General features: G+C 53.3%; 18 protein-coding genes. 17 read left to right on the top strand and 1 reads right to left on the bottom strand.

All coding sequences use genetic code 11. From position 1 onward, the window contains the following. The first annotated feature begins 1 nt into the window (after position 1). Positions 2-919 carry a deoxyribonuclease IV gene (locus FMM01_RS04890; protein ID WP_261765292.1) on the top strand — a complete coding sequence of 306 codons (918 nt, stop codon included), beginning with the start codon at positions 2-4 and terminating at the stop codon, positions 917-919. A gap of 50 nt (positions 920-969) precedes the next feature. Here the strand turns inward: FMM01_RS04890 and FMM01_RS04885 are convergent, their stop codons facing one another. Then, positions 970-1,809, bottom strand: coding sequence for a pyruvate, water dikinase regulatory protein (locus FMM01_RS04885; protein WP_027828044.1), 840 nt, complete (start codon positions 1,807-1,809; stop codon positions 970-972). A 226-nt stretch (positions 1,810-2,035) separates the two neighbouring features. Here FMM01_RS04885 and rpsU point away from each other — a divergent pair, with 226 nt between their 5' ends. The 16 genes from rpsU to FMM01_RS04805 all read left to right on the top strand — a co-directional run bounded on the left by rpsU (position 2,036) and on the right by FMM01_RS04805 (position 16,030). Continuing rightward, complete coding sequence (gene rpsU / locus FMM01_RS04880; protein ID WP_022528361.1) at positions 2,036-2,212, top strand: 30S ribosomal protein S21; 177 nt, start codon at positions 2,036-2,038, stop codon at positions 2,210-2,212. Between the two features lie 17 nt (positions 2,213-2,229). Next, the gene (locus FMM01_RS04875) at positions 2,230-2,673 is read left to right on the top strand and encodes a GatB/YqeY domain-containing protein (protein ID WP_027828043.1); all 444 of its coding nucleotides are present in this window, start codon (positions 2,230-2,232) and stop codon (positions 2,671-2,673) included. Positions 2,674-2,962: 289 nt separating this feature from the next. Further along, a complete protein-coding gene (locus tag FMM01_RS04870; protein WP_150391812.1) occupies positions 2,963-3,919 on the top strand; it encodes a dihydroorotate oxidase in 957 nt (318 codons plus the stop codon). Between the two features lie 300 nt (positions 3,920-4,219). After that, positions 4,220-5,221: a PhoH family protein gene (locus FMM01_RS04865; RefSeq protein ID WP_027828041.1), complete on the top strand. Its 1,002-nt coding sequence runs from the start codon at positions 4,220-4,222 to the stop codon at positions 5,219-5,221. Then, positions 5,218-5,694, top strand: coding sequence for an rRNA maturation RNase YbeY (gene ybeY, locus FMM01_RS04860; RefSeq protein WP_027828040.1), 477 nt, complete (start codon positions 5,218-5,220; stop codon positions 5,692-5,694). The genes FMM01_RS04865 and ybeY overlap by 4 nt, the downstream gene beginning before the upstream one ends. After that, the gene (locus FMM01_RS04855) at positions 5,678-6,070 is read left to right on the top strand and encodes a diacylglycerol kinase family protein (protein ID WP_027828039.1); all 393 of its coding nucleotides are present in this window, start codon (positions 5,678-5,680) and stop codon (positions 6,068-6,070) included. The genes ybeY and FMM01_RS04855 overlap by 17 nt, the downstream gene beginning before the upstream one ends. Before the next feature lie 12 nt (positions 6,071-6,082). Next, positions 6,083-6,490, top strand: a complete 408-nt coding sequence (gene cdd, locus FMM01_RS04850) for a cytidine deaminase (protein ID WP_150391811.1) — start codon at positions 6,083-6,085, stop codon at positions 6,488-6,490. Further along, positions 6,480-7,394, top strand: a complete 915-nt coding sequence (gene era / locus FMM01_RS04845; protein ID WP_027828037.1) for a GTPase Era — start codon at positions 6,480-6,482, stop codon at positions 7,392-7,394. Before cdd ends, era begins: the two co-directional genes overlap by 11 nt. A gap of 3 nt (positions 7,395-7,397) precedes the next feature. Beyond that, the gene (gene recO / locus FMM01_RS04840; RefSeq protein ID WP_150391810.1) at positions 7,398-8,222 is read left to right on the top strand and encodes a DNA repair protein RecO; all 825 of its coding nucleotides are present in this window, start codon (positions 7,398-7,400) and stop codon (positions 8,220-8,222) included. Further along, the gene (locus FMM01_RS04835; RefSeq protein WP_027828035.1) at positions 8,212-8,496 is read left to right on the top strand and encodes a type II toxin-antitoxin system HicB family antitoxin; all 285 of its coding nucleotides are present in this window, start codon (positions 8,212-8,214) and stop codon (positions 8,494-8,496) included. Before recO ends, FMM01_RS04835 begins: the two co-directional genes overlap by 11 nt. A gap of 285 nt (positions 8,497-8,781) precedes the next feature. Continuing rightward, positions 8,782-9,693, top strand: a complete 912-nt coding sequence (gene glyQ, locus FMM01_RS04830) for a glycine--tRNA ligase subunit alpha (protein WP_146995113.1) — start codon at positions 8,782-8,784, stop codon at positions 9,691-9,693. Position 9,694: 1 nt separating this feature from the next. Continuing rightward, positions 9,695-11,767 (top strand): glycine--tRNA ligase subunit beta, encoded by a 2,073-nt coding sequence (glyS, locus tag FMM01_RS04825; protein ID WP_150391809.1) that lies wholly within the window; start codon positions 9,695-9,697, stop codon positions 11,765-11,767. Positions 11,768-11,925: 158 nt separating this feature from the next. Beyond that, positions 11,926-13,782, top strand: coding sequence for a DNA primase (gene dnaG, locus FMM01_RS04820; protein ID WP_150391808.1), 1,857 nt, complete (start codon positions 11,926-11,928; stop codon positions 13,780-13,782). A 93-nt stretch (positions 13,783-13,875) separates the two neighbouring features. Next, positions 13,876-14,991 carry an RNA polymerase sigma factor RpoD gene (gene rpoD, locus FMM01_RS04815; protein ID WP_027828008.1) on the top strand — a complete coding sequence of 372 codons (1,116 nt, stop codon included), beginning with the start codon at positions 13,876-13,878 and terminating at the stop codon, positions 14,989-14,991. Positions 14,992-15,101: 110 nt separating this feature from the next. Then, complete coding sequence (locus tag FMM01_RS04810) at positions 15,102-15,716, top strand: hypothetical protein (RefSeq protein WP_027828007.1); 615 nt, start codon at positions 15,102-15,104, stop codon at positions 15,714-15,716. A 68-nt stretch (positions 15,717-15,784) separates the two neighbouring features. Then, complete coding sequence (locus FMM01_RS04805) at positions 15,785-16,030, top strand: hypothetical protein (protein ID WP_146995117.1); 246 nt, start codon at positions 15,785-15,787, stop codon at positions 16,028-16,030. Positions 16,031-16,091 lie beyond the last annotated feature (61 nt).

Raw genomic sequence — 16,091 nt, 5'->3', positions numbered from 1 at the left:
GCTGCATGATCATCTTGGGGCCCATGTGCCCCTGAAGGGTAAAACCATGTTTGCCGGGTCCGTCCAAACGGCACTCGACTATCACGCCGACGCGTTAATGGTGTTCACCGGTGCGCCGCAAAATACGCGGCGCAAACCGATCGATGCATTTGAGATTGCCCAAGCCCAGACGCTGCTGGCCAGTCACGGCATTGACGATGTCGTGGTGCACGCGCCCTACATCGTGAATTTGGGAAATACGGCGAAACCGGAAAATTATACGTTTGGGGTCCAGTTTCTCAGGGAGGAAGTGGCCCGAGCCGACGCCTTGGGGGCGACCCAAATCGCGCTCCATCCCGGCGCCCATTTGAAGGACACACCGGAAAATGCCATTAAGCAGATCATTAAAGGCTTGAACGAAGTGATCAGTCCGACTCAGCATGCCCACATTGCCATTGAAACGATGGCGGGGAAGGGCACTGAAGTCGGCATTACCTTTGAACAACTGGCCGATATCATCGCCGGTATTCAAAACAATGACAAGGTCAGTGTCACCTTCGATACCTGCCACACCAGCGATGCCGGATACGATATCGCCCACGATTTTGATGGGGTGCTGAACCAGTTCGACCACATTATTGGCCTGGATAAGCTGCAGATGATTCATCTGAACGATTCAAAGAATCCCCAAGGCAGCCATAAGGACCGCCATGCGAACATCGGCTTCGGGACGATTGGCTTCGATGCGCTCCATTACGTCTATGCCCACCCGCAGTTAAAGGACGTGCCGAAGATCATGGAGACGCCCTTTGTCGGTCCGGATAAGAAACACCAATTCCCACCGTACGCTTTCGAGATTCAGATGCTGCGCAGCGGTCAATTTGACCCGGATTTACTTGAGAAGATTCAGGAACACGAAGGAAAATTACCAGAAGCGTAGCAAAAAGACGAGTCCCGCCACGGGACTCGTCTTTTCTATCGACCAATCAGTTATTTCTTGGTTAAATTGGGTTGGTAATCATCCAACCCCAGGTGTTCCAGAATCAGTGCGGCAGTTTCCTCAATTGACTTGTGGGCAACGTTGATCACCATGCAATCCAGCTTGGTGTAGAGATCTTGAGCGAATTTCAATTCATTCTTGATTTCGTCCACATTGGAATATGTTGTGTCTGGATTCAAACCATAGGCAATCATGCGCTCCCGGCGAATATTGTTCAAGACTTCGACATCGTTGGTCAGCCCAATGATTTTCTTTCGATCGACCTTCCACAGTTCCTCAGGGATGTGGGCCTGGGGCACCAGCGGCAGGTTGGCCACCTTCAAGTTTTTACCGGCCAGGAACAGGGACAGCGGCGTCTTGGAGGTCCGTGACGGGCCGAGAAGAACAACGTCGGCCTCCAAAAACCCCTTGGGATCCTTGCCATCGTCATACAGCACGGCGAATTCCATCGCTGAGATCCGATCGAAGTACTTTTCATTCAAATGGTGAATAGCACCAGCTTCGTGGGTCGGTTCTTCGCCGGTGGTTTTGGTGATTTCATCAATCAACGAACTAAGCAGATCGAAATCCACCACGTGGTGGATCAGGCAGGCTTGATGCACTTGCTTAGCCAAGCCCTTAGTCACCAGCGTGTGGATCACAATACCGCCGTCTTGGCTGGCTTTCTTCACAACTTCGTCAATTTGTTTCTCCGTGTGCATAAACGGATACCGGATGTACGTCGTCTCCACGTGGGGGAACTGGGCCATCACGGCCTGAGCGAGTTTGAAGGCGGTTTCCCCAACAGAATCAGACAGGACATACAGGTTGAGCTTTTTTGCTTCGGTCATATCGATGCTCCGCTTCTCTCATTTTTCTCTATGATACCATAATTCCCGTCGCACCGGGAAACAGTGAGCAAATCTGGGCGGCCGAAAAATCACGAGTCAGAATCTTTTCCACAAATATGCCAAGATTAATTGCGCTCTAAAATAATGTTCTGTATAATGAAAAGGAATTGTTTGTCACATGTACATCTGGCGACAGTTACACTCATCGCGGAGGGAGGGATGTCAAATGGCAAAGACAGTCGTTCGCAAAAACGAATCTCTCGATGATGCACTGCGGCGGTTCAAGCGTTCCGTATCTAAGAGCGGTACTTTACGTGAATACCGGAAACGCGAGTTCTACGAAAAACCGAGTGTGAAACGGAAGTTAAAATCCGAGGAAGCGAGAAAGCGTAAGAAGTTCTAATTGATTGGAGCGCAAAAATGAGCTTGTTAGATTCGCTAAATGCCGACATGATTACGGCGATGAAGGCTAAGGATAAAACCACGCTGAGCGTCGTTCGTATGATCAAAGCTGCTTTGCAAAATGAACAGATCAAGGTCGGTCGCGACCTGACTGCTCAAGAGGAACTCGGGGTTGTTAACCGAGAACTGAAACAACGTAAGGAGTCGCTTGAGGACTTTGAAAAAGCCCATCGAGACGATTTGGTCACCGGGGTTAAAGCCGAGATCGCCATCGTCGAGAAATATCTGCCCGCGCAGATGGATGACGCCCAGATTAAGCAGACCGTTCAAGAAACGATCACTGAAGTGGGCGCCTCGGGCAAGTCTGATTTCGGCAAAGTGATGAAGGCGCTCATGCCCAAGGTCAAAGGTAAGGCCGATGGGGCGAAAGTGAACGCCATGGTCAAGGAATTGCTGGGCTAGCTCCGGCCGCTCTGTCGACCTGACGTCTGCTCCAACAGTAACCAACCAAATGGACGGCGGATTTTCCGCTGGCTTTGAATAACGCAAATCTCCGCGAAAAAAACGAGCCAGGTCATTTTTGATGATCTGGTTCTTTTATTGCGTTTTTTGACGGCTTGTGGCAGAATACCAACAAGCGACAAAATAACGGGTGACAGTGAGCATCCATTTTGCTGACAACGGAGTACCCTCCTGGGGATTTCGCAGACAGCGTTATGCTTATGCCCCCCGATCTATGGAGGAATACACAATGGCAGAGTTGACCACAACGATCGGCGGCTTTCATTTTAACAATACAATCATGAACGGAGCGGGTGTTTGGTGTTACGACCGGAAGGAATTGTCCGCGGTCGATACCTCAGCAGCCGCTACTTTTGTGACTAAAACGGCCACTTTGGCCCCCCGGGCAGGGAACCCCAAGCCTCGCATGGCGGCGACCGACCTGGGCTCGATCAATTCCATGGGCTTGCCCAACAAAGGGTTGGACTACTACTTGCAGGTTGTTGAAGAATTCCATCAGGCTAATCCGGAAAAACCGTATTTTCTGTCAACGACCGGTACCAGCCCCGACGATTTCGGCAAGATCTTTACCAAGATCGCCGCAAGCAATTTCAGCGGGTTAGTGGAATTAAACTTGTCTTGCCCCAACGTCGTGGGCAAACCGCAGATTGCCTATGACTTTGCCGCGGTAGAACGGATCTTGACCCAAGTGACCGGCATTTATCATGGTCCGCTGGGCGTGAAATTACCGCCGTATTTCGATCTGGTGCACTTCCAGCAGATTGCTGATGTGCTGAATCAATTTCCGCTGACCTTCGTCAACACCATCAACAGCGTTGGTAATGGTCTGGTGATTCAAGACGAAACCGCCGCGATTGCGCCTAAGGGCGGACTGGGCGGCATCGGCGGCGGCTACATCAAGCCGATGGCCTTAGCCAACGTCCGCGTCTTGCGCCAGCTCCTGAAGCACGAAATCAACATTATCGGTACCGGCGGTGTCGAAACCGGCCGGGATGTTTTCGAACTGATCCTGTGCGGGGCCGACATGGTCGGCGTTGCAACCCAGCTGGGCAAGGAAGGACCGAAAGTGTTTGCCCGCTTAACGGAGGAACTGACCGCCATCATGGATGCCAAAGGATACAAGCGGCTGAGCGATTTCCGCGGGAAATTGCAGGTGCCGGAAGCGCGGGAAGTGGCGGTGCACTAAGGAATTTGGTCGTGATAAGCAGGATTTACATGTCACAGAGAAACTAGTGCCATGGCTGATCCCCCATCCGCCGGAGATTGCGCAGCTTTGGCACGGCAGTGCTGGAACGAACAAGGCTGCCTCCGCGTAAACGGGCTCAGGCCGACAGAAGCTAGGCAATAAGGCAGGAACGACAAAAACCCAAAACCGGGGTTTGTGCCGTTCCTGCCTTATTGCTACGCTTCTGACCGTCGGCCTTCGCCCTCTTGCCATCTGTGCTAAAATACAATTAGACTAACTAACCCAGAAAGTAGTGAGAATTTGGCAGAAGCCACGCGTATTGAAGAAACCTACCATCTCAGCGATCCGGCCATGGCTGTCACTTTGATGGGCGTCAATGATGAATACTTACAACTCTTGGCCGAAGGACTCAATGTGTCCATTACCGCTCGGGATGTGGAGATCCATATCACCGGCGAACCGGACGATGTGCACTTAACCGAACAGGTATTAAATGCCCTCACTGACGTTATCGGATCCGGCATCCGGATCGGATCCACCGATGTCATGAGTGCCATTAAGATGGCCGAGCGGGGGACGCTGGAGTATTTCACTGATCTTTACAAGGAAACGATTATCCGTGACGCTAAGGGCCGTAACATTCGCGTTAAGACCTTTGGCCAGCGGCAATATGTGCAAACGATCCGCCACAATGACATCACCTTCGGCATCGGCCCCGCCGGTACCGGGAAAACATATCTGGCCGTTGCCTTGGCGGTGGCGGCGCTGAAGAGCGGCGATGTGGAACGCCTGATTCTCACTCGGCCAGCAGTCGAAGCCGGGGAGTCGCTGGGCTTTTTACCCGGCGATTTGAAGGAAAAAGTCGATCCCTATTTGCGGCCGATTTATGATGCTCTGTATCAAATCATGGGCACTGATCAAACGAACCGGATGATCGATCGCGGCGTGATCGAAATTGCGCCGCTGGCTTATATGCGCGGCCGGACTTTAGACCAAGCTTTCATCATTATGGATGAAGCCCAAAACGCAACGCGGGCGCAGATGAAGATGTTGTTGACGCGGCTAGGATTCGATTCGAAGATGGTCGTGGACGGCGATATCACCCAGATCGATTTACCTTCAAACAGTGCCAGTGGGCTGATGTCGGCGGAAAAAATTCTCCATGATATTCCCCATATCGGCTTTGTCCACTTCAATAGTGCGGACGTGGTGCGGCACCCGGTAGTCGCCCGGATCATTGATGCCTATGCCGCCTACGAAATGCCCCAACATCCTCAAGAGAACGGAGAACCTAAGCAGTGAATTTAGACGTATATGACGACGATCACCTGTTAGACTCAGATTCCTTAGCCATGGTCAAAGACTTGGTGGAATTTGCCGGGAAGCAGCTGCACCTTAAAGAAGATACCGAGATGTCCATCACCTTCGTGACGAAGGAGCGCATTCGGGAAATCAATAATCAATACCGTAACGTGGATCGGGCTACTGACGTGATCAGTTTTGCGATCGAAGACGGCGACGACGATAGCGAGTTTGGCGAACCGCTCGAGGCGTTAGCTGATCTGCCCCGCAACATTGGAGACTTGTTCATATCACCGGCCATTGCCCAGGAACAAGCGGAGCGATATGGTCATTCGTTTGCCCGCGAGCTCGGATATACTACTGTTCACGGCTTCTTGCACTTAAATGGCTATGACCATATCAAGAAGGCGGACGAAGCAGTGATGATCCCGCTGCAAGAGAGGATTCTAGAAGCCTATGGCCTCACCCGCTAAGCAAACTGATAAAAACCATACCTTCTTGCAAGCCCTGCGCCATGCCTGGGCGGGTGTCCGGGTGGCGCTGCACGAGGAACGCAATCTGCGCCGAGACGCAGTAGCTGCCATTGTCGTGATCGGCGCGGCGGCTATTTTGCGTGCCCGCTGGAATGATTGGCTCTGGCTGCTGGCTGCGATTTGGTTAGTGATTTTTGCCGAATTGGGCAATACGCTAATGGAAGATATGGTGGACTTTGTGACCAAAGGGGCTTATTCGCCTCAGGCCAAGAAGATCAAAGATTTATCCGCCGGCATTGTATTGCTGACGGCTTTTTTTGCCGTGCTTGTGGGGGCCTTGGTCTTTATCCCGCTGGTGTGGGCGTATTTCCGCTGAGGAGGAGAATTGATGGTTTCAGAAAAAGAATTGATCAAGGCGGCGCAGATCGCCCGGGAACAAGCCTATGTCCCGTATTCCCACTTTGCAGTGGGCGCAGCGCTCCTGACCCAGACCGGCCAGATCTATACTGGTTGCAACATTGAGAATTCCAGTTTCAGCCTGACCAATTGTGCCGAACGCACGGCGATGTTCAAGGCGATCAGTGCCGGTGAGCGGGACTTTGCCAATTTAACGGTGATTGCTGACACTGCGGACCCGGTCTCACCTTGCGGTGCGTGCCGTCAGGTGCTGGCGGAGTTTTGTGCGCCGGACATGCCCGTTATTTTGACCAACTTGCACGGCACGGTGCAGCATACCACCGTCGCTGAACTTTTACCGTATGCCTTTAAGGGAGAGCAGATGTCTGATGGACAATAAAGAAAAGCAATTTGTATCCGGGTTTGTCGCCATTGTCGGCCGGCCCAACGTGGGTAAATCCACGCTGATGAACCGGTTGGTGGGTGAAAAAGTGGCGATCATGTCCGATAAGGCCCAGACGACCCGCAATAAGATTCAGGGAATCTACACGACGGATCAGGCTCAAATTGTTTTCGTCGATACTCCCGGGATCCACAAGCCCAAGAACAAACTGGACGATTATATGGATGCCGCCGCAGAATCAACGTTTTCTGAAGTGGATGCCATCCTCTTCATGGTGGCCGCAGACGACAAAATCGGTCCTGGCGATCGGTACATCATGGATTTGTTGGAGAAGACTAAGACACCGGTGTATTTGCTGGTCAACAAAATTGATCTGGTCCACCCCGACACGCTGCCGGAGATCGTTGCCAACTACACGGATACACTGCACTTTGCTGAAGTCTATCCGATTTCGGCGACCCAAGGAAACAACGTAGCCGATATGCTTGCGGGGTTAGAAAGCCATCTGAAACCGGGTCCGCAATACTATCCAGAAGATCAGATCACTGATCATCCCGAGTATTTCGTCGTTGCCGAATTGATTCGAGAGCAAGTGCTGCATCTGACGCGGCAGGAGATTCCCCATGCGGTCGCTGTGTTGGTGGACTCGATGAATACCCGGATCGAGGGCAAACTGCAAGTCCACGCCACGATCTATGTGGAGCGGGATTCCCAGAAGGGGATCGTCATCGGCGCCGGTGGTAAGATGTTGAAACAGATTGGAATCAACGGCCGGCGGGAGATCGAAGGCCTGTTGGGCGAGAAAATCAATTTGAAGCTGTGGGTCAAGGTACAGCGCAACTGGCGGGATGACCCGAAGTTTCTCAACCAGTCTGGTTACAACATCAAACGACTGGACTAGTTGATGGCTGAAGCAGCCGTTGATTTCACCGGCATCGTGGTCTCCCGCCAGGACTATCGCGAACATGATGCCCTAGTCCGCTTTTTAACCCAGCAATATGGGTTCAAGACGTTTATCGCGCGCGGATTGAAGCGCCCTAAGGCGAAACTGGCCGGGGTGACTTTACCCTTTACGCTGGGCGATTACGTTGGCGTGGTGCGCGCCCAGGGGTTGTCCCAGTTGCGGACAGCCAAGGGAACGCACCTTTTTCGCCAACCAATGGCGGATATCGTCATTAATGCTTATGCCACTTATATTTTTGATCTGATCCGCATGGCGTTTCCGGAGGGGCAGGCCATCCCGAAATGGTACGATATCGGCAAAAACGTCCTGCTCGGTTTAGACCGCGGTTTGGATGCTGGTATTCTGGCGAATATCGTCGAGATTCAGCTCCTGCCCGCCTTCGGGGTCGCGCCGCAGCTGCGCGTCTGTGCAATTTGCGGGCGAGACGACCGGCCCATGGATTATTCAGAAAGTGCCGGTGGGTTGATCTGCAGCCGGCATTGGGCCCAGGATCCCCATCGGTTCCATGCCAGTGCGAAGACCATTTACTACATGCGCCGCTTTTCGGTGGTGAATATTGGGCAGATCCAATCGATCAAGGTGAACAATACCACGAAGGCAGAACTGCGTACCATCATTGACCGAATTTATAGCGACACGGTGGGGGCGTATCCCCGGTCTAAACGGTTTATTGATTCGCTGGAGCAGTGGAACGAGGATTTCAAACCGTTACCGCCCCGAAATGCAGCGCCAAACGACCAGAGGAGTGACGATCATGACGATTAACCAGAAAGTTGGATATCCAATCATTCTCCATCCTGAAACAGAGGGCGGCTATTCTGTCGAAATTCCCGACATCAATGGCGGTTCTTGGACTCAGGGCGATTCTATTGAAGAAGCAATCGAAATGGGTAAAGACCTTATTGGCACAATGCTTCTAGACGAAACAGCACTGCCGGCATCAACCCCGTTGAATCAATTAGCGATTCCCGCCAAGTCTTTTGCCGTACTGATTACTGTTGATTTGACCGCCTATCGCCAGACCCATGCCGCCGTTTAAGATCACTTTCAGAAACCATCTTGTCTCCCGCCGTCTTTTAGCGTATGATGTCTATGAATCATTCGTGAGGAACGGGTAAAGCGCGGTCAAGTCAGCGAGAGCGGGAGAGTGCAAGCCGCTCACGACCAGCGCACGGCACCCGGGAGCGAAGAACAAACGAAGCGCACAGGGCGCAGTCCTGTGAAGTAGGGTGGAACCGCGGTTAGAAGCCGTCCCTACACTACCATTTGGCGTAGTGTAGGGACGGTTTTTGTGTCCCCCGCGAGGCCGGAAGAGGAGAATTACATGGCTAAGAAGTTGGACATTCAAGATATGATCTCGACCTTACAGCACTTCTGGGCGAGCAAGGGCTGTATGTTAATGGAAGCCTACGACGTAGAGAAGGGCGCGGGTACCATGAGCCCCTATACGTTCCTGCGTGCCGTGGGTCCCGAACCGTGGAACGCGGCATACGTGGAACCGTCCCGGCGGCCGGCAGACGGCCGGTATGGTGAAAACCCGAACCGGTTGTACCAGCACCACCAGTTTCAGGTGGTCATGAAGCCTTCTCCCAAAGAAATTCAGGAATATTATCTGGATTCTCTGCGGGCGCTGGGCATCGAACCTTTGGAACACGATATCCGGTTTGTTGAAGACAACTGGGAGAACCCGTCCATGGGCTGTGCCGGAGTTGGCTGGGAAGTCTGGCTGGACGGCATGGAAGTGTCCCAATTTACGTATTTCCAAGTGGTCGGCGGCCTGAATGTTTCCCCCGTCACCAGTGAGCTGACCTATGGGATCGAACGGCTGGCGTCCTATATTCAAGACGTGAATTCCGTTTTCGATCTGGAATGGGGCGACGGTGTCCTGTACGGTGACATTTTTAAGGAACCGGAGTACGAACATTCCAAGTATGCCTTTGAAGAAAGCGACCAGGACATGCTGCTGAAGTTCTTCAATGATTATGAAAAGGAAGCCCACCGCCTGATCAAGCTGGGTTTGGTCCACCCCGCGTATGACTATATTCTCAAATGTTCCCACACGTTCAATCTGCTGGACGCCCGGGGCGCGGTCTCGGTAACCGAACGCGCCGGCTATTTAGCCCGGATCCGCAAGATGGCGCACTTAGTTGCTAAAGCGTTTGTGGCCGAACGGGAGAAGCGCGGGTTCCCGCTGTTGAAGCATGCTCAGGAAAATGCCGCAAAGGAGGCCGAATAAGATGACGACACATAATTACTTACTCGAAATTGGTTTAGAGGATATGCCGGCCCACGTGGTGGTCCCTAGTGTTCGCCAACTCCACGACCGCATGGCCGCTTTTCTGAAGGACAATCGCTTAGCCTTTGCCGACATTAAAGAGTATGCCACCCCGCGGCGTTTAGCTTTATTGGTCAGCGGTTTGGCAGACAAGCAGACTGACGAGAGTACGGAAAACCGCGGCCCGGCGATGAAGATCGCCAAGGACGCCGACGGCAACTGGACCAAGGCGGCCCAAGGCTTTGCCCGTGGTCAAGGCGGTACTGTGGATGACCTGGAAGAACGCGACGTTAAAGGTACGCCTTACGTTTTCTACCAGAAAAACATCATTGGTCAGCCGGTTGCAGATGTTCTGCCCAAGGTCACGGAGATCATTGAAGCTATGACTTTCCCGACGCGGATGCACTGGAGCCACTATGACTTCGAATATATCCGGCCGATCCACTGGTTCGTTTCGCTGCTGGATGACAAGATAGTGCCATTCAAGATCCTCGACGTTGAGGCCGGCCGCACCACCCAGGGACACCGATTCCTGGGTCACGCGGTGGACCTGCAAACCGCTACGGACTATGAAGACGCCTTGGCCGACCAATTTGTCATTGTTGACGAGCAGAAGCGCGGCGACGTGATCAAAGCCCAGGTGAAGCAGATCGCCGACGAACACGGCTGGCGCATTGTACTGAACCGGGACTTGTTTGAAGAAGTCACCAACCTGGTAGAATATCCCACGGCCTTTGCCGGTCAATTCGACAAGAAGTATCTGGAATTGCCCGATGCCGTCTTAATCACTTCCATGCGCGACAATCAGCGGTATTTCTACGTCACCGATCATGATGGTCAACTTCTGCCGGATTTTGTCGCCGTTCGCAACGGCAACCGGGAATACCTGGAGAATGTCGTCAAGGGGAACGAAAAGGTCCTTGTCGCCCGGTTGGAAGACGCGGTATTCTTCTATGAAGAGGACCAGCAGCATAGTATTGCCGATTACGTGGAGAAACTGAAGACGGTCATGTTCCACGACAAGATCGGCTCGATGTATGAAAAGATGCAGCGGGTCGCCGGCATTGCCCGTTATTTGGGCAAGCGATTCGACTTGAGCGAAGCAGAACTTGCCGATTTGGACCGGGCCGCCCACATCTACAAATTCGACCTGGTCACCAGCATGGTCGGTGAATTTCCTGAATTGCAGGGCACGATGGGGGAGATTTACGCTAACCTGGCCGGTGAAAAAGAAGATGTTGCCAAGGCCATCCGGGAACACTACATGCCCACGTCGGCCGATGGCAAATTGCCAGCGTCTAAGATTGGCAGTGTGCTAGCGATTGCCGATAAGATGGATACGATCATGACCTTCTTTGGCGCCGGAATGGTGCCCAGCGGGTCCAATGATCCCTATGCACTGCGCCGGCAAGCCTATGGCATCATTCGCATCCTGCAGGACCACAAGTGGCACTTCCCGCTGCTTCGGATCCAAGCCGCGATCGTCAGCCAGTTCCAAGAAAAGAATCAAGTGCCGCATCTGCACCTGGACAAGATTAAAGGCCTGAACGACTTCTTTGTCGATCGGGTGAAGCAGTTCTTCAGTACGAAAGATACGCGGCACGATATCGTCGATGCCGTTACGGCCAATCAAGATGTCGATCCCGAGGATATGTTCGCGGCCGCCAATGTACTCACCGATCAGGTCGACAAAGAGTCCTTCAAGCCGACTGTGGAAGCCTTGACGCGGGTGTTACACTTGGCCCGGAAGTCCAAAGACGCCGGTGCCCAAGTCGACCCGAGTCTGTTCCAGAACCCTTCCGAACAAAAACTGCATGATGCGGTGGAGACGTTACAAGCCGATGCGCCGCAATTATCAATCGCGGAATTGTATCAGCGCTTGCAAGATCTGCGGCCGATCATCAACGAGTACTTTGAAGAGAACATGGTCATGGACAAGGATCCCAAGATTCGGGATAACCGCCTGCACCAGCTCGCCCAAATTCGGGACATCGCCAAGTTCTTTGGTAATTTGGATGGTTTGATTGTAAAATAGATATAACGCTTTTTCCGAGCGGACTGGGACAAGACTCAATTTTCAAACGTACGGCGTGCCAATGCTCCGCAAGCTGCGGCAAAATTGGCACGCCGTACGAAGAAAGAGTCTCGTCCCGGTCCCTTTTCTCACTGATCCAAACAGAAAGGAGTCCGCCCATGGCCCAAAGAATACCGGAAGACGTCATTGAAGGTATCCGCCAGAAGGCCAATATCCTCGATATCGTTGGCCAATATGTCCAGTTGCGCAAGCAAGGCCGCAATTACTTCGGCCTCTGTCCGTTCCATGAAGAGAAGACCCCGTCATTCTCTGTCGCTCCGGACAAACAGATCTTCCACTGTTTCAGTTGCGGCCGGGGCGGTAATGTCTTCAAGTTCATCATGGACATTGAAGACCTGTCGTTCCCAGAGTCGGTGGCGAAAGTCGCCGAGATGATTGGTGAAAAACTGCCGGATGAATACGTAGGGCCGGCGACACCCGCGGATCCGGAAATTTCTCAGTTGCGCCAGATGCACACCCAGGCGGCGGCTTTTTATCACCATATTCTGGTCAATACCCAGGTGGGTGAAACGGCCCTGGCGTATCTGCACCAGCGGGGGATGGCCGATGATTTGATCGAGACGTTCAATATCGGCTTTGCCCCGGATACCGGTGACGTGCTGTGGCAGTATTTGCACGAGCATTATGATGACGATCTGCTGCGGACATCGGGTCTGTTCACTGAGCAGGATGATGGCCATTTGCGAGATCGGTTCTATAATCGAGTGATGTTCCCGGTGCGGGATCAGGGCGGCCAGGTGGTGGCCTTTTCTGGGCGGATTCTGACCAAGGCCGACAATGCCCCGAAATACTTGAACAGTCCGGAAACAAAACTGTTTGCGAAGCGGCAGGTGCTGTTCAATCTGGATCAGGCCAAGACCAAGATTCGGGATGACCACCGAGCGATTCTTTTTGAAGGATTCATGGATGTGATTTCGGCTTACAGTGCCGGGGTAACAAATGGCGTGGCCTCCATGGGGACCAGCCTCACGGATCAGCAGATTTACGACCTGCGGCGGTTAACGGACAGTCTCGTAATTTGTTACGATGGCGACGCCCCGGGAATTGCGGCGGCCAAACGGGCAATGGGACTTTTGGGCGGCGACCAAGGTTTTAACGTCAGCGCCGTCGTCCTCCCCGATGGTATGGATCCGGATGAATTTGTGCAAAAGCGGGGCGCAGAGGCCTTTCAAAAACAGATCACGGAACATCGGTTGACGCCGACCGGCTTCGGTTTACGGGAGCTGGCCAGCCGCAGTGACTTGACTGGGGACGCCGCTCGGGCGGATTACACCGATGCCGCCTTGACGATCATTGCCCAGGACCCGTCGCCGGTGGAACGAGACGTGCATCTGCGCGGTTTGAGCAAACAGCTGGGAGTTGATTTAGGGGCGCTCCAGGCGTCCTTAATTCAAATTCAAACGGAGCTGCCCAAACAGCGGCCGCGCCAAACAGAACGACGCCAATCCGCCCCCATGGATTATGGTCCGCTGCCGCCGCCCCCGGCGATGCCCGAGCAGCCGCGGCTGTCGCTGGTGGAGCGGACAGAACAGGACCTGCTGGCATTGATGATGGCCCATCCGGAAGTGGTGGACCTAGTCCAGGGCAAGTCGGATGGCACTTTTGAATTCGTGGATGTCAATTATCAGACGCTGTACTTGCTGTGGCAGGATTACTTGGCATCAGGTCATTCAGCCGGCGACGTGGCCGGCTTCAACGACTTCGTTCCAGATGCGGAAAACGCGCTGCTCACGCAAATTGAGATGCGCGACTTGCCCACTGATTATTCGGAAGAACAGGTGACGGACTATTTGCACATCCTGTCCCGCCACCCGTTGCAGACTGAGCTGCATACTTTGCAGCAGCAGCTGCACAAAGCCCATGATAACGGCGACGGCGAACGTGAATTAGCAGTCGCTATGCAGATCATTCAGTTGCAGCAGCAATTGAAGGGGAGACCAGGACCGGTTTCCTGACCCAATTGTGCCGCCGACTTGCATCGGTGGCACAATTGGTGTATATTATATATGTGTATTTTTACGCCCATTTTTATTGAGGGGGATTGCTTGATGGCTAAAGAAACCAATACGGTATCCAAGAAAGACTTGACCAAGGCCGTGACTGCCTTAGTTAAGGAGTACCGACCCAAGAAGCAAATCACAAATGAAGAACTCGTTGAAAGAATTGTGAAACCCTTCAAACTCGAGTCCAACGACATTGATGATGTGATGCAGAAGGTCGAAGACAACGGCATCAGCATCGTTGACGAGAACGGCGAACCAGCTGAACGGAGCCTGAAGAAAGAAAAGGCTGTTTCGAAGAAGGAATTGCGTGATTTGTCCGCGCCCACTGGCGTGAAGATCAACGATCCTGTACGCATGTATCTGAAGGAAATCGGCCGGGTGCCGCTGTTAACTGCGGACGAAGAAGTCGAATTAGCCCTGAAGATCGAACAGGGCGATGAAGAAGCCAAGCAGCGGTTAGCAGAAGCCAACTTACGCTTGGTGGTTTCCATTGCCAAGCGTTACGTCGGCCGGGGCATGCAGTTCCTGGACCTGATCCAGGAGGGGAACATGGGCTTAATGAAGGCCGTCGAGAAATTCGACTACCGCAAAGGGTTCAAGTTCTCCACTTACGCCACGTGGTGGATTCGCCAGGCGATTACCCGGGCGATTGCCGACCAGGCGCGGACCATTCGGATCCCAGTCCACATGGTTGAAACCATCAATAAACTGATTCGGATCCAGCGGCAGCTGCTGCAAGATCTAGGCCGGGAACCAACACCGGAAGAAATCGGTGCCGAGATGGATCTGCCTACGGAGAAGGTGCGGGAAATCTTGAAGATTGCCCAAGAACCAGTTTCTCTGGAGACACCCATCGGCGAAGAGGATGATTCCCACTTAGGGGACTTCATCGAGGACCACGACGCCACCAGTCCGGAAGAGCATGCGTCTAACGAACTGCTCAAGGAACAGTTGGAGAGCGTTCTGGACACGCTGACTGATCGGGAAGAAAACGTTCTGCGGTTGCGCTTCGGCTTGGATGATGGTCGGACCCGCACTCTGGAGGAAGTCGGCAAAGTATTCGGCGTCACCAGAGAACGAATTCGCCAAATCGAGGCCAAGGCCCTGCGCAAGCTGCGCCACCCATCTCGCTCGAAACAATTGAAGGATTTCTTGGATTAAACCAAGCGGAAAGAGCAGGGCCGGCAGGCGTTGCTCTTTCCTTTTTCTTTACCGTCATCAGCCCGAGTTTTGGTACAATATAATTAACATGTGACATTGGGGGCGGCATGATGATGGTGAAAGAAGACTTGCAGACAGTGACGGAGACTGCTCAGACTCTGGGTATCTCGGCTGACCGGTTACGCCGGCTATCCGCAGCCATGGAAGAAAATGGGGCAGCCTTCCCCCGCAATAACCGGCGCGGCCGGCTTTACTCGGCAACGGCGATTCAACAGCTTACCGCCATCACCCAGCGGGTAAGCACTGAACATTTGTCCATCCAGGCGGCGGTACGCGCGGTGCTGGCACCAGTGAATCGTGCCGCCGAGCCCGCCGCCGATTTGGCCGTGACCGTCCAGAATCAGCAGGAAGAAATCAACCAGCTGCGCCAGCTCGTCTCCACAGTGATTGAGCAAAATACGCGAATCCTGGAAATGCTGCATCAGGTGGATCCGAATTTGGCCGATCAGGTCAAAGCGGTGGAGAAGCGTGACGTCACGACTCGGCCAACTGAAATTAGTGCCGCCCCGCCTGCATCTGCCAAACCGCGGACGCACACCTATTTGGATCCCCACGCCGCGGAAGTCGCCGTGGAACACAATGATCGGCCCAAGACCTTAGCGGACATGCAGCTGCCGGCGGATGACCATCCAAAGCGTTCTTGGTGGGAACGCTTTCGACGCTAACCACTGTACCTTTTTGGTAATGATGCTATAATATTGTCAAAGGCATGAGAGAAAATGGAGTGATTTTTATGGATAGTGACAATCCTGGACCGTTACCGGACCCGGCGCATCGCTGGGCATTGATGGCGGTATTGTATGCACTGTTGAGTCTTGTGGGGATCGGCGCCCTGTTTTATGATGCGTTGGTCCAAAAGGACGGCGTGGACGGTTTGATCGTCGTCGGCACCGTGGTTGCGCTGACGGCAGCGCTGGGAAACTGGCAGCTTTACCGGCGGACCCACCGGACGCGTGCTGCTCACCATATTTTGCTGTGATTTTTCTTATTTTATTGCCCGCGGCCGGTTGCCGCGGGCTTTTTTTGGTATACTGAGTATA

The organism is Schleiferilactobacillus harbinensis, assembly GCF_008694105.1.
Lineage (GTDB): Bacteria > Bacillota > Bacilli > Lactobacillales > Lactobacillaceae > Schleiferilactobacillus > Schleiferilactobacillus harbinensis.
Note: the sequence above shows the minus strand (reverse complement) of the source record. Positions and strands in the feature narration are given on the sequence as shown.

Coding starts and splice junctions, on each gene's coding strand:
- FMM01_RS04885 (WP_027828044.1), bottom strand. CDS start 1,809: ATGACCGAAGCAAAAAAGCTCAACCTGTATGTCCTGTCTGATTCTGTT.
- rpsU (WP_022528361.1), top strand. CDS start 2,036: ATGGCAAAGACAGTCGTTCGCAAAAACGAATCTCTCGATGATGCACTG.
- FMM01_RS04875 (WP_027828043.1), top strand. CDS start 2,230: ATGAGCTTGTTAGATTCGCTAAATGCCGACATGATTACGGCGATGAAG.
- FMM01_RS04870 (WP_150391812.1), top strand. CDS start 2,963: ATGGCAGAGTTGACCACAACGATCGGCGGCTTTCATTTTAACAATACA.
- FMM01_RS04855 (WP_027828039.1), top strand. CDS start 5,678: ATGGCCTCACCCGCTAAGCAAACTGATAAAAACCATACCTTCTTGCAA.
- cdd (WP_150391811.1), top strand. CDS start 6,083: ATGGTTTCAGAAAAAGAATTGATCAAGGCGGCGCAGATCGCCCGGGAA.
- era (WP_027828037.1), top strand. CDS start 6,480: ATGGACAATAAAGAAAAGCAATTTGTATCCGGGTTTGTCGCCATTGTC.
- recO (WP_150391810.1), top strand. CDS start 7,398: ATGGCTGAAGCAGCCGTTGATTTCACCGGCATCGTGGTCTCCCGCCAG.
- FMM01_RS04835 (WP_027828035.1), top strand. CDS start 8,212: ATGACGATTAACCAGAAAGTTGGATATCCAATCATTCTCCATCCTGAA.
- glyQ (WP_146995113.1), top strand. CDS start 8,782: ATGGCTAAGAAGTTGGACATTCAAGATATGATCTCGACCTTACAGCAC.
- glyS (WP_150391809.1), top strand. CDS start 9,695: ATGACGACACATAATTACTTACTCGAAATTGGTTTAGAGGATATGCCG.
- dnaG (WP_150391808.1), top strand. CDS start 11,926: ATGGCCCAAAGAATACCGGAAGACGTCATTGAAGGTATCCGCCAGAAG.
- rpoD (WP_027828008.1), top strand. CDS start 13,876: ATGGCTAAAGAAACCAATACGGTATCCAAGAAAGACTTGACCAAGGCC.
- FMM01_RS04810 (WP_027828007.1), top strand. CDS start 15,102: ATGATGGTGAAAGAAGACTTGCAGACAGTGACGGAGACTGCTCAGACT.
- FMM01_RS04805 (WP_146995117.1), top strand. CDS start 15,785: ATGGATAGTGACAATCCTGGACCGTTACCGGACCCGGCGCATCGCTGG.